Annotated in this window: 12 protein-coding genes; all 12 read left to right on the top strand. The window is 67.5% G+C overall.

Annotated features, from left to right (window positions below; genetic code table 11):
• Nucleotides 1-48: 48 nt before the first annotated feature.
• The 12 genes from IHE57_RS09295 to IHE57_RS09240 all read left to right on the top strand — a co-directional run bounded on the left by IHE57_RS09295 (nt 49) and on the right by IHE57_RS09240 (nt 12653).
• The gene (locus IHE57_RS09295; RefSeq protein WP_209372639.1) at nt 49-1185 is read left to right on the top strand and encodes a glycosyltransferase family protein; all 1137 of its coding nucleotides are present in this window, start codon (nt 49-51) and stop codon (nt 1183-1185) included.
• Between the two features lie 26 nt (nt 1186-1211).
• A complete protein-coding gene (gene pyrG / locus IHE57_RS09290; protein WP_209372636.1) occupies nt 1212-2873 on the top strand; it encodes a CTP synthase in 1662 nt (553 codons plus the stop codon).
• 155 nt (nt 2874-3028) lie between these two features.
• Nucleotides 3029-3709 carry an NUDIX domain-containing protein gene (locus IHE57_RS09285; RefSeq protein ID WP_209372628.1) on the top strand — a complete coding sequence of 227 codons (681 nt, stop codon included), beginning with the start codon at nt 3029-3031 and terminating at the stop codon, nt 3707-3709.
• A 5-nt stretch (nt 3710-3714) separates the two neighbouring features.
• Complete coding sequence (gene xerD / locus IHE57_RS09280; RefSeq protein WP_209372625.1) at nt 3715-4665, top strand: site-specific tyrosine recombinase XerD; 951 nt, start codon at nt 3715-3717, stop codon at nt 4663-4665.
• A gap of 38 nt (nt 4666-4703) precedes the next feature.
• Entirely contained in the window at nt 4704-5573 is an 870-nt protein-coding gene (locus tag IHE57_RS09275) for a ParA family protein (RefSeq protein WP_209324910.1), read from the top strand.
• Nucleotides 5574-5584: 11 nt separating this feature from the next.
• Entirely contained in the window at nt 5585-6484 is a 900-nt protein-coding gene (locus IHE57_RS09270; protein WP_209372623.1) for a segregation and condensation protein A, read from the top strand.
• Nucleotides 6481-7116, top strand: a complete 636-nt coding sequence (gene scpB / locus IHE57_RS09265) for an SMC-Scp complex subunit ScpB (RefSeq protein WP_209324649.1) — start codon at nt 6481-6483, stop codon at nt 7114-7116. The genes IHE57_RS09270 and scpB overlap by 4 nt, the downstream gene beginning before the upstream one ends.
• A gap of 17 nt (nt 7117-7133) precedes the next feature.
• On the top strand, nt 7134-7994 hold the full coding sequence (locus tag IHE57_RS09260) for a pseudouridine synthase (RefSeq protein ID WP_209372621.1): 861 nt from the start codon (nt 7134-7136) through the stop codon (nt 7992-7994).
• On the top strand, nt 7991-9115 hold the full coding sequence (locus IHE57_RS09255; RefSeq protein WP_209324651.1) for a prephenate dehydrogenase: 1125 nt from the start codon (nt 7991-7993) through the stop codon (nt 9113-9115). Before IHE57_RS09260 ends, IHE57_RS09255 begins: the two co-directional genes overlap by 4 nt.
• Entirely contained in the window at nt 9112-9771 is a 660-nt protein-coding gene (cmk, locus tag IHE57_RS09250) for a (d)CMP kinase (protein ID WP_209324652.1), read from the top strand. Before IHE57_RS09255 ends, cmk begins: the two co-directional genes overlap by 4 nt.
• Nucleotides 9768-11279, top strand: coding sequence for a ribosome biogenesis GTPase Der (gene der / locus IHE57_RS09245; protein ID WP_209324653.1), 1512 nt, complete (start codon nt 9768-9770; stop codon nt 11277-11279). Before cmk ends, der begins: the two co-directional genes overlap by 4 nt.
• Entirely contained in the window at nt 11280-12653 is a 1374-nt protein-coding gene (locus IHE57_RS09240) for an AI-2E family transporter (protein ID WP_253720102.1), read from the top strand. It abuts the gene before it with no gap.
• The last annotated feature ends 1 nt before the right edge of the window (nt 12654 follow it).

Below are 12654 nucleotides of genomic sequence, written 5' to 3'. Positions count from 1 at the left end.
GCCCAGGTAGGCTAGAAGCAGCGTCGATCGAAAGAAGAGGATGAGGAAATGAGCGAATCCGGCGAGGTCAACCCACTGAGCGCAGACACGAGGATTCTGCACGTGCTCGCCGAAACCACAGGTCCGGTCGTCGAAGTGGCGAAGCTCGCCGTGCTCGGTCACCTCCGCGCGGGCTTCAAGGTCGCCGTCGCCGCACACCGGTCGCTGCTGGGCACGTTCGGTGTTCCCGAGGAGCTGGCCGGCGAATTCCGCGAGATCGAACTCGCCGCTCGCAGACGCTTCAGCATGGCCGATCCGAACACCGCCTTCACCCTTCACAAGTACTACCAGCACGTCGACATCGTCCACGCGCACGGACTCCACGCGGCGACGCTCGCCGGACTCGCCTTCACCGGTCTGCCCGCCCGCCTGCATCCGAAGGTCGTGGCCACGGTCGAGTCCTTCGACTCCGCGAACGTCATCGAGAAGACCGGTGCCGACATCGTCGGACGCACGGCCACCGCCGTGCTGGGAACCACCGAACCCGTCGTCGACTACTTCAGCGGCAAGGTCCCGGTCGTCGAACGCGCCGAACTCGTCCACCCGGACATCGACGTCGACCTCACCGTGCGCACCCCGCGGGCGGAAGTCCGACGCGAACTCGGCATCTCGGAAGGCACCTGGCTGGTCGCCAGCCCCATCGCCCTGCGCGACCACACGGCGCTGGCGACCGTGCTCGACGCCGCCGACCAGATCAACCGCAAGCGTCCCGGCCGACGGGTCGTCACCGTGCTCACCGGCACCGGCAAGGACCGTTCGACTGTCGCTCGCGAATTCGCCGACCGCGGCGTCATCGTCGCTCCGGCCGGTGACCTCGTCGACGTCGCCGCGGCAGCGGACGTCGTCATCGCCAGCGAGACGATGACCGGACTGAGCCACGAGGACCTCATGCAGCTGTCGAAGCCGGCCGTGTTCATCGGCAGCGGACGCCGCGCAGGCATCTGGGGCGAGGCCGCGCAGAGCGTCGAGGCAGACGACACCGACGGGCTGCTGCGTGAGATCAATCATCTTCTCGACGATCCGACGGGACGCGGAACCTCCGCTGTGGCGGCGAAGAAGCGGGTCATCGACGTCAGCAACGGTGCCGCGATCTCCGAAACGCTGCTCGATCTGTACGCCGAGGTCGACGCGGTCTCGGATTCGTGAACCGGACTTTGATAGAATCAAATCCCGTGGTGAATCGAACTGGCCCTGGTGGCACACATACGGCAAAGCACATCTTCGTCACGGGAGGCGTCGCCTCTTCGTTGGGCAAGGGACTGACGGCCTCGAGCCTCGGCCACCTGCTCACTCAGCGCGGACTCACGGTGGCCATGCAGAAGCTGGATCCCTACCTCAATGTGGATCCCGGCACGATGAATCCCTTCCAGCACGGTGAGGTCTTCGTCACCGAGGACGGTGCCGAGACCGACCTCGACATCGGCCACTACGAGCGCTTCCTCGACAACGACCTCGACGGCGCCGCGAATGTCACGACCGGACAGATCTACTCCTCGGTCATCGCGAAGGAGCGCCGCGGAGCCTATCTCGGCGACACCGTGCAGGTCATCCCGCACATCACCGACGAGATCAAGGCGCGGATGCGTGCGCAGGCCGAACGCCCCGAGGCCGAGCGTCCCGATGTCATCATCACCGAGATCGGCGGCACCGTCGGCGACATCGAATCCCAGCCCTTCCTCGAAGCGGCCCGTCAGGTCCGCCATGACATCGGTCGGGACAATGTGTTCTTCATCCACGTCTCCCTCGTGCCCTACCTCGGGCCCTCCGGAGAGCTGAAGACGAAGCCGACCCAGCACTCGGTGGCGACGCTGCGCTCGATCGGCATCCAGCCCGATGCGATCGTGCTGCGCTCCGACCGCGAACTTCCGGACTCGATCCGGTCGAAGATCGCCGGTGCCTGCGATGTCGAGACCGACGCCGTCGTCTCCTGCGTCGATGCTCCGAGCATCTACGACATCCCGAAGGTCCTCCACGACGGCGGCCTCGACGTGTTCGTCATCCGCAGCCTCAACCTGCCCTTCCGCGACGTCGACTGGACGAAGTGGGACTGGGTGCTCGAACGGGTGCACAATCCCGCCCGCGATGTCGCGATCGGCATCGTCGGCAAGTACATCGACCTGCCCGACGCCTACCTGTCGGTGACCGAGGCCCTGCGCCACGGCGGCTTCGCCAACGACGCGAAGGTGAAGATCCACTGGATCGCCTCCGACGACTGCCGCACCCCCGAGGGCGCGGAGAACGCCCTGTCCGGACTCGACGCGGTCTGCGTGCCCGGCGGCTTCGGCATCCGCGGCATCGAGGGCAAGCTCGGCGCGCTCGAGTACACGCGCACCCACCAGATTCCGACTCTGGGCTTGTGCCTGGGCCTGCAGTGCATGGTCATCGAATACGCGCGCAACGTCGTCGGCATCGAGGCGGCCTCGTCCTCCGAGTTCGACCCGGAGACCGCGGTCCCGGTCATCGCGACGATGGCCGAGCAGCTGTCCATCGTCGAGGGCGAGGGCGACCTGGGCGGCACCATGCGCCTGGGCACCTACGAGGCGAAGCTGGCCGAAGGCAGCGTCGTCGCCGGCGTCTACGGCTCGAACACGATCAATGAACGCCACCGCCACCGCTACGAGGTCAACAACACGTACCGCGAACAGCTCGCCGAGGCGGGGCTCGAGTTCTCGGGCACCTCGCCCAACGGCGAGCTCGTCGAATTCGTCGAGCTGCCGGCGGCCACGCACCCGTTCTACGTCTCGACGCAGGCTCACCCCGAACTCAAATCGCGCCCGACTCGTCCGCACCCGCTGTTCGCGGGGCTGGTGGCCGCGGCACTGGAACGCCAGTGAGCGACCGGGCGCATCAGTGAGAGACTGAGAGACCACACCATGGCACGGGAGACTCGGCAGCAGTTCGAGGACCCGGACCATCCTGGCGATGCCGTCGGCGAGAGCGCCGGCGGCATCGCCTTTCCCACCACCGTCGAAGCACCGGGAGGCAGCCGATGAGCACACTGAAGGACGAGACCTACACCCCGAACATCACCGCGTCCGAACTCGTCTACCGCGGTGCGGTCTGGGACGTCCGCCGGGAGACCTTCGACCTGCCGGAGGCCCCCGGACTCGTTCGCGACATGATGGCGCACACCGGCGCCGTGGGCGTGGCCGTGGTCGACGAGCAGCAGCGGATCCTGCTCATCCAGCAGTACCGGCACCCGGTCCGGGCCCGCCTGTGGGAGGTGCCCGCGGGGCTGCTCGATGTGACCGGTGAGGATCCGTTCGACGCGGCCAAGCGGGAGCTCGTCGAGGAGGCCGATCTGACCGCGAAGAAGTGGGAGGTCCTCAGCGACTCCTGCCTGACCCCCGGCGGCAGCAGCGAGACGATGCGCCTCTTCCTCGCCCGGGACATCAGTCTCGTCCCCGAGGCCGAGCGGCACGAGCGCAGCGAGGAGGAAGCCGGGCTCCGCTTCCGCTGGGTCGACATCGACGAGGCGCTCGACGCCGTCGTGACGGGGCGGATCACGAACGCGATCGCCCAGCTGGCGATCCTCCAGGTCTCGCGCGTGCTCCGCGCCGAGGCCGAGGGCAGCCCCGTGAGCCTGCGATCTGTCGAAGCGCCGCGCCGCCTCGTCGACGGCCGCGCCGATTTCGGCCGCGGGGCCGAAGTCATCACCGACGAGGACTGAGGGCCATGGCTCGGCACGGGGCCGAACTCCTGCCCGATGAGCTGCCCGAGGGGCTGCGGCGCGGCTTCGAGTCCTATCTCAACTCCCTGCGCTTCGAACGCGGCCTGTCACGGAACTCCATCGATGCGTACGCCCGTGACCTCGCCCGCTACGGGACCTGGCTGCACGGTGAGGGGATCGGCCGCCTCGGCGAGGTGGATCGGGGACGGGTCGAGGACTACGGACTGCATCTGCTCGACACCGGCCTCGCTCCGCGGACCCGGGCCCGCGCGCTCGTGGCGGTGCGTCGTTTCCACACCTTCGCCTTCGCCGAGAACCTCGCCCCCACCGACCCGGCCTCCGAGGTCAGCCCGCCGCAGGAAGGACTGCGGCTGCCCAAGGCGCTCTCGCTCGAGGAGATCGAGGCGATGCTGGCGACCGCGGCCGGTGAGGAACCCGTGCAGATCCGGGCCGCGGCCCTCCTCGAACTCCTCTACGCCACGGGCGCACGCATCTCCGAGGCCGTCGGGGTCGATCTCGACGACCTCGACCTCGACTCCGGACTCGTCCGTGTCTACGGCAAGGGGGGCAAGGAGAGGATCGTGCCCTTCGGCTCCCATGCGGCACGCGCCCTGGGCAGCTGGGTGTCGCGAGTGAGGCCGACGATGGCGGCGAAGGCGAAGACGAGTTCGCCGGCGGGAGCGCTGTTCCTCAACGCCCGGGGGACTCGCCTGTCGCGGCAGAGCGCCTGGCAGATCGTCAAGACCGCGGGCGAACACGCCGGACTCGAGGTCGAAGTGTCGCCGCACACCTTCCGCCACTCCTTCGCCACGCATCTGCTCGAGGGCGGGGCGGACATCCGCGTCGTCCAGGAGCTGCTCGGGCATGCCTCGGTGACGACGACGCAGATCTACACGAAGGTCACCGAGGAGACACTGCGGGAAGTGTACGCGACCTCGCACCCCCGGGCGCGGTAGGGTTGGACGAAGAGCAACGAAAGGTGGCCATCCGAGTGATGAATACGCAAGAGGCGTTGGATATTCCCCAGCAGAGGTCCGCAGCATCCGAGCCCCAGGATTTCCCGGAGCCGGCCCCCTTGAGTTCGCACGGGCCCGCCCGCATCATCGCCATGGTCAACCAGAAGGGCGGAGTCGGGAAGACGACCTCGTCGATCAACCTCGGCGCCGCTCTGGCCGCTTACGGACGCAAGATGCTGCTCGTCGACTTCGATCCGCAGGGCGCCCTGTCCGTAGGGCTCGGTCTCAACCCCTATGACCTCGACATCAGCGTCTACAATCTGCTGATGAACCCGCGGTTGGACCCGCACGAGGTGATCGTCGGCACGGACTTCGAGGACATCGACATCCTGCCCGCGAACATCGACCTCTCCGCCGCCGAGGTCCAGCTCGTCGGGGAGGTCGCCCGCGAGCAGGTGCTGGCCCGAGCGCTGGCGAAGGTCGCCGACGAATACGATGTCATCCTCATCGACTGCCAGCCCTCGCTCGGCCTGCTCACCGTCAATGCGCTCACCGCGGCCCACGGGGTCGTCATCCCGCTCGAAACCGAGTTCTTCGCTCTCCGCGGTGTCGCCCTGCTCGTCGAGACCATCGAGAAGGTCCAGGATCGGCTCAACCCCTCGCTCGAGATCGACGGGATCCTCGCGACGATGTTCGACTCGCGGACCCTGCACTCGAAGGAAGTCATGTCGCGTGTCACCGAGGCCTTCGGCGACAAGGTCTTCGAGACCGTCATCAACCGCACCGTGAAGTTCCCCGACGCCTCCGTGGCCGCCGAGCCGATCACGAGCTTCGCGCCCAAGCACGCGGGTTCGGAGGCCTACCGGCGTCTGGCCCGGGAGCTCATCGCCCGCGGAGGCGCACCCTGAACGACGCCGCAGTGCATGAGGCCGCGCAGGGATTCCAGGTGGAGCTGGAGAACTTCTCCGGCCCCTTCGACCTGCTGCTCGGGCTGATCTCGAAACGCCGGCTCGACGTCACCGAGATCGCGCTGGCCGAGGTGACCGACGAGTTCATCGCCTACACCGCCGAGCTCAAGGACAAGGCGAGCCTCGCCGAGATCTCGCAGTTCCTCCTCGTCGCGGCCACGCTGCTCGACCTCAAGACCGCGCGTCTGCTCCCGCACGAAGAGGGCGAGGAGGTGCTCGACCTCGAACTGCTCGAGGCCAGGGACCTCCTCTTCGCCCGACTTCTCCAGTACAAGGCGTACAAGTCCGTGTCCGGCTACCTCGCCGAGGCGATGGCCGCCGGATCGATCCGGGCGCCCCGCGACGTCGGCCTCGAGGCCGAGTTCCAGGACGTGCTGCCTCCGCTGCAGCTGAACATCGGCCCCGGGGAGTTGGCCGGCATCTTCGCCACCGTGCTCCAACGCGACCACACCCCGCCGAGCGTGGCCGTCGACCACATCCATCTGCCGCTGGTCAGCGTGTCCGAGCAGCGCGGACACATCCTGTCGCTGCTGCGCGGCGGCGAGGTCGACTTCGCCGATCTCATGGACACGGCCGAGAACACTCTGGTCGTCGTCGCCCGCTTCCTCGCCCTGCTGGAGCTGTTCAAGGTCGGGCTGTGCGACTTCGATCAGCCCGAACCGCTCGGACGCCTCCTCATCCACCGCACCGAGATGAGCGAGGACGGCGTCGACCTGCGCACCGAAGGCGCCTGGAGCGCCGACGAGGACGAGGCCGGCGCCGGCACGGAATCAGCGCACGAGGGCTCCGCAGGGGATACGGGAGCCGATGAGGACGAGGACTCCGCAAACGATTTGGAAGAGGACGAATGATCGACGACGAGATCCTCGCCGGCATCGAGGCCGTGCTCATGATCACCGATGCGGCCGTCGGCGCCGGGGAGCTCGCCGCCTCGCTCGGCCTCGACGAGGACACAGTGCTCGAAGCCATCGCCGTGCTCAAGGCCGACTATGACGGCGACGAGGACCGTCGGCAGCGCGGGTTCGAGATCCGCCACGTCGCCGGCGGCTTCCGCATCTTCTCCCGCGGCGACTACCACGACGTCGTCAAGGACTTCCTCACCGCAGATCAGAGCACGAAGCTGTCCCAGGCGGCGCTCGAGACGCTGGCCGTCATCGCCTACCGGCAGCCGATCTCACGACCGCGCATCGCCGCGATCCGCGGCGTCAGCGTCGACGGGGTGATCCGGACCCTGCTGCTGCGCGGACTCATCGTCGAAGCGGGGAAGGAGGCGTCGACCTCGGCGCTGCTCTATGCGACGACGCGTGAGTTCCTCGACACCATGGGGATGAATTCGATCGACGATCTGCCGGACATCGCCCCCTACCTGCCCGAGGACGCCGACGTCGCCGAACTCGGCTCGGAAGACACCGAGGTGCTCGCCGAGATCGGCTCGGACGATATCGCCGATGAGAGCGTCGAGATGTCACGAGCAGCCGATTGATTTGAGAGAATGGAAGTATGAGTCCCTACCGTGATCCCCGTGCGCCCGGCGGGCGCCAGAACCGACCGAGTCGAAAACAGCGCGCAGCAACGAATTCCAAGGCCTCCCGGAAGCCTGCTTCGGGGACCGGCCAGACATCGGATGCCCATGTCAGCGGTGGTGTGCGGCTGCAGAAGGTGCTCGCCGAGGCGGGCCTGGGCTCACGTCGGGCGTGCGAGCAGCTCATCGTCGACGGGCGCGTCGAGGTCGACGGCTCCGTCGTGACCGAGCTGGGCACCCGGATCGACCCCGAGACGCAGTCCGTGCATGTCGATACGGTGAGAATTTCGACACAGACCAAGAAGGTCTACCTCGTGCTCAACAAGCCGGCCGGTGTCGTGTCGACGATGAGCGACCCCGAGGGGCGCCCCTGCCTGGCCGACTACGTGCGCAACAACAACGAGCGCCTCTTCCACGTCGGTCGTCTCGACACCGAGACCGAGGGGCTCATCCTGCTGACCAACGACGGAGAGCTGAGCAACCGCCTGGCCCATCCGCGCTACGAGATCCCGAAGACCTACCTCGCGAAGGTCAAGGGGCAGCTGGCCAAGGACGCCGGCGCGATCCTCAAGGCCGGCATCGACCTCGAGGACGGCTTCGTCAAGGTCGACGACTTCAGGCTCGTCGACTCGACGCCGGGCAAGTCCGTCGTCGAACTCACCCTGCACTCGGGCCGCAACCGGATCGTGCGCCGACTCCTCGCCGAGATCGGCCATCCGGTGGAGCGGCTCGTGCGCTTGAGGTTCGGACCGATCGTGCTCGACGAGCAGAAGCAGGGTAAGATCCGCCCGCTGCGCTCCGATGAGGTCGGTGCCCTCTTCGAGGCCGTCGGGTTGTGAGAGTCCACATCATCGGCACCGGCCTGCTCGGTGCCAGCTTGGGGCTGGCGCTGAGCGAGAAGGGCCATCAGGTGACCCTCGAGGACGCCTCGCCGACCGCTCAGCAGCTCGCCGCCGACCTCGGCGCCGGACGGGTGCTCGCCCAGGCCGACGCTGACGCATCTGCGTCCGCCGGCTCCGCCGCCGACCCGGACATCGTCGTCGTCGCGACCCCGCCCGATGTCGCGGCACGCGTCATCGCCTCGGCGCTCGAGACCTACCCGGACGCGACGGTCACGGACGTCGCCAGCGTCAAGACCCGTCTCCTCGAGTCGGTGACGGCGCTCGTCACGCATGCCCAGCTCGATCGCTACATCGGCTGCCATCCGATGGCCGGCCGGGAGAAGTCCGGCGCCATCGCCGCGCAGTCCGATCTCTTCACGGCCCGGCCGTGGGTGATCTGCTCGGATGCGGACACACCGTCCGACCGCCTCGGCGAGGTCATCGCCATGGCCGAGGACACGGGTGCCTCGGTGCTGCACCTCGATCCGCGCATCCATGATGCCGCGGTCGCGAAGGTCTCACACGTGCCGCAAGTCGTCGCCTCTCTGGTGGCCTCCCAGCTGCGGCACGCACCGTTGGAGGAGATCGCCCTGGCCGGACAGGGGCTGCGCGATGTCACGCGCATCGCCGCCAGCGACCCGGGCCTGTGGACGCAGATACTGTCCGGGAACGCCGAAGAGGTCCGGTCCGTGCTCGTGGATCTGCGGAGCGAACTCGACGAGGTCATCGGCGCGCTCGAACTCGGTCCCGGTTCGACCGGGCTGCTCGCGAAGGCGATCGCTCTGGGCAATGAGGGACACGACCGGATTCCCGGCAAGCACGGGCAGCCGCCCACCACCTATGCTGTTGTCACGATCCTGGTTCCGGACACGCCCGGGACCCTGGCCCGGCTGTTCAAGGACATCGGCGACCTCGGCGTCAATGTCGAGGACTTCCGCATGGATCACGCCTCCGGTCGGAAGCTCGGCATGGTCGACGTGTCCGTGGTTCCGGCCATCCAGCAGGAGCTGGAGATCGGATTGCTGTCGAAGGGATGGCAGATCCCCGAATCCGCCATCGAGAAAGAAGGAACTGCATGAGCGTCGTAGCCATTGACGGACCATCCGGAGTGGGGAAGTCGAGCACCGCCAAGGAGGTGGCGCGTCGGATGGGATACCAGTACCTCGACACCGGTGCGATGTATCGCGCAATGGCGTGGCTGTGCCTCAACCGCGGGGTCACCGATCCCGTCGACGTCCTCGAGCAGGTGCGCGGGGCCGATCTCGAGATCTCGCTGAGCCCCGACGAGTTCTTCGTCTCCGTCGACGACATCGACGTCACCGAGGAGATCCGTGGCACGGACGTGTCGGCGAATGTGCAGACGGTCTCCGGCGTCGTCGACGCCCGCGAGGAGCTCATCGAGATGCAGCGCGAATACATCGCCGCCGCACCCGAGGGCATCGTCGTCGAGGGCCGGGACATCACGACCGTGGTGGCACCCGACGCCGAGGTGCGCATCCTCATGACCGCCCGTGACGAGGTGCGGGTGGCCCGCCGTGCGAAGGAAGTGCACGGAAACACCGAGGCCGAGGCGATCGCCGCCACCGAAGACCTGGTCACCGGCCGTGACGCGAAGGACTCCGCCACGACGAGCTTCACAGAGGCCGCCGACGGAGTGTACACACTCGATACCAGCGACATCGACTTCGACCAGGTGGTCGAGACGGTGCTGCAGCTGGTGAAGGACTCACAATGAGCGAATCCGAATTCCACGAAACACCCGATGAGGACCTGGTCGACCGGGTCGAGAGCATCAGCGACGAGGAGGCCGAACAGCGGGCGACCGCACTCGAGGCCGGGCTCGAGAGCTACGAGCTCGAGGACGAGGACCGTGCCCTGCTGAGGGTTCACGGCTTCGAGGTCGAGGAAGAGGACGTGCTCGGGGCCGCCCCCGTGCTCGCCGTCGTCGGACGCCCGAACGTCGGCAAGTCGACGCTGGTCAACCGGATCCTCGGCCGTCGCGAGGCCGTCGTCGAGGATGTTCCCGGCGTCACCCGTGACCGGGTGAGCTACCGGGCGGAGTGGAACACGAAGGCATTCACCCTCGTCGACACCGGCGGCTGGGATTCGGATTCGAAGGGCATGGCCTCGCGGATCGCGATCCAGTCGGAGATCGCTGTGGACATGGCCGATGCCGTCGTGCTCGTCGTCGATGCGACCACCGGGCCGACTTCGACCGATGAGATGATCGTGCAGATGCTGCGGAGGAAGAAGAAGCCCGTCATCCTCGCGGCGAACAAGGTCGATGACGAACGCGGCGAGCTCATGGCCGCCGAACTCTGGGGCCTGGGCATGGGGCAGCCGTGGACGGTCTCGGCCCTGCACGGGCGCGGAGTGGCCGACCTGCTCGACGAGGTCCTCACCGTCCTGCCGGAGGTCTCCGCCGTCGACACCCGCATCGAAGAGGGCGGGCCGCGCCGTGTGGCTCTCGTGGGGCGGCCGAACGTCGGCAAGTCCTCCCTGCTCAACCAGCTCCTGGGCACCGACCGTGTGCTTGTGGACAATGTCGCCGGCACCACTCGTGACCCCGTCGACGAACTCATCGAGCTCGGCGGCAAGCAGTGGCGCTTCGTCGACACCGCAGGAATCCGGCGGCGTGCACATCAGGCCAGCGGCGCGGACTTCTACGCCGCGCTGCGCACCCAGACCGCGCTCGAGCGCGCCGAGGTGGCCGTCGTCCTCCTCGAGGTCCAGGAACCCCTGAGCGAACAGGATGTGCGCATCGTGACCACGGCCGCCGAGGCCGGTCGAGCCGTGGTGCTCGCGTTCAACAAGTGGGACCTCCTCGACGACGAACGCCGCTACTACCTCGAGAGAGAGATCGAGAGGGACCTCTCGCATGTGGCCTGGGCGCCGCGGGTGAACATCTCCGCGAAGACCGGTCGGCACGCCGAGAAGCTCGTGCCCGCGATGGAGACGGCACTCGAGGGCTGGGACACCCGCATTCCCACGGGTCGGCTCAACGCGTTCCTCGGCGAGCTGGTCGCGGCCAATCCGCATCCCGTGCGCGGCGGCAAGCAGCCTCGCATCCTCTTCGGCACCCAGGCGCAGTCGCGTCCGCCGAAGTTCGTGCTGTTCACGACCGGCTTCCTCGATCCCGGCTACCGTCGGTTCATCACTCGACGTCTGCGTGAGACCTTCGGTTTCAAGGGCACGCCGATCGAGGTGTCGATGCGCATTCGAGAGAAGCGGCGGAGGCGCTGAATGAACGAGGACGAGCAGCCAGAGGGCACGGGCGTCGACGACGCCGTCGGCACGTCCGGCGAGCATGCCCGCCCTGCCGCGCCTGCTCCGTCCTCGAGTTCGGACCCGCGGCCGGATTCGGCCTCGGCGACAGTCGGGTCCGCGCATTCGACGGGGGCTGAACCGACCTCCGTGCACTCGGCACCAGCGGGGGACGGGGCCAGTGGGACCGCCTCGGCGTGGGACGGGTCCGGCGGGCCCGCCTCGGCGGGGGACTCTGTCACCTCTGTCTCAGCCGGAGCGGAAGCCGAGGCGCGGCCCTGGTTCTCGCGCTCACCCGCGCGTGCTCTCATGATCGCCTTGACGATCGCGGGACTTGCCTATGCGCTGTCGTTCTTCCGCGGGCTCCAGGACATCGTGGCCCCTGTGTTCCTGGCGCTGAACTTCTACATCGTCGTCTACCCCGTGCAGAGGATTCTCACCAGACTGAAGATCCCGCGCGCGATCGGCGCCTGCATCTCGGTCGTCCTCGTGCTGTGCATGATCTTCGCGTTCTTCGGGCTCACAGCCTGGTCCGTGGCCGAGCTCGTCATCCTCATCCCCAGCTACAGCAACCAGCTCGCGGCCACCTATCAGAGCACGCTGGCGATGCTCTCGGACATCGGGGTGACGTCCTCGGTGATCCAGGAACAGCTCAAGGCCTTCGACGTCCGCTCGGTCCTCGACGCCATCTATCCTCTGCTGTCGAACGCGTCATCGGTCGCCGGTCTGCTGACCACCGTCATCATGGCTGTGTTCTTCGTAGCGATGGATTCGATGGGCATCGACAAGCGGATGCGGATGCTCCTCGACGTCAAGCCGTCCCTGTCGGCCTCCCTCGGCGATTTCGCCGGCGGTGTGCGACGCTACTGGGTGGTGGCGACGATCTTCGGCCTCATCGTCGCGTTCCTCGACGTCATCGCCCTGGCCATCATCGATGTGCCGCTCATCTGGGTGTGGGGCGTGCTCGCTTTCCTGACGAACTACATTCCGAACATCGGATTCGTCATCGGCCTCGTCCCGCCCGCGCTGCTCGCCCTCGTTGACAGCGGATGGCAGGCCGCGCTCTGGGTGGTCATCGCCTACAGCGTTCTCAACTTCGTCATCCAGGCGATCATCCAGCCGAAGTTCACCGGCGAATCGGTCGGAGTGACACCGCTGATCTCCTTCCTCTCGCTGCTGTTCTGGGTGTGGGTGCTCGGCTGGCTCGGAGCCCTGCTGGCCCTGCCTGCGACCCTGCTGCTCAAGGCGCTGCTCGTCGACGCGGACCCGCGGTCACGGTGGGTGAATATCCTCCTGGCCTCGGACCCCGACATCGGGAGAGTCGCTGCGAGACCCTCGCCCTCAGCGGTCTGAG

The sequence above is a fragment of the Brevibacterium renqingii genome, assembly GCF_017808105.1.
Taxonomy (GTDB): Bacteria; Actinomycetota; Actinomycetes; order Actinomycetales; family Brevibacteriaceae; genus Brevibacterium; species Brevibacterium renqingii.
Note: the sequence above shows the minus strand (reverse complement) of the source record. Positions and strands in the feature narration are given on the sequence as shown.

Bases quoted from the DNA above. Each gene is read 5' to 3' on its own strand.
- IHE57_RS09295 (WP_209372639.1), top strand. From the start codon at position 49: ATGAGCGAATCCGGCGAGGTCAACCCACTGAGCGCAGACACGAGGATT.
- IHE57_RS09285 (WP_209372628.1), top strand. From the start codon at position 3,029: ATGAGCACACTGAAGGACGAGACCTACACCCCGAACATCACCGCGTCC.
- xerD (WP_209372625.1), top strand. From the start codon at position 3,715: ATGGCTCGGCACGGGGCCGAACTCCTGCCCGATGAGCTGCCCGAGGGG.
- IHE57_RS09275 (WP_209324910.1), top strand. From the start codon at position 4,704: ATGAATACGCAAGAGGCGTTGGATATTCCCCAGCAGAGGTCCGCAGCA.
- scpB (WP_209324649.1), top strand. From the start codon at position 6,481: ATGATCGACGACGAGATCCTCGCCGGCATCGAGGCCGTGCTCATGATC.
- IHE57_RS09260 (WP_209372621.1), top strand. From the start codon at position 7,134: ATGAGTCCCTACCGTGATCCCCGTGCGCCCGGCGGGCGCCAGAACCGA.
- cmk (WP_209324652.1), top strand. From the start codon at position 9,112: ATGAGCGTCGTAGCCATTGACGGACCATCCGGAGTGGGGAAGTCGAGC.
- der (WP_209324653.1), top strand. From the start codon at position 9,768: ATGAGCGAATCCGAATTCCACGAAACACCCGATGAGGACCTGGTCGAC.
- IHE57_RS09240 (WP_253720102.1), top strand. From the start codon at position 11,280: ATGAACGAGGACGAGCAGCCAGAGGGCACGGGCGTCGACGACGCCGTC.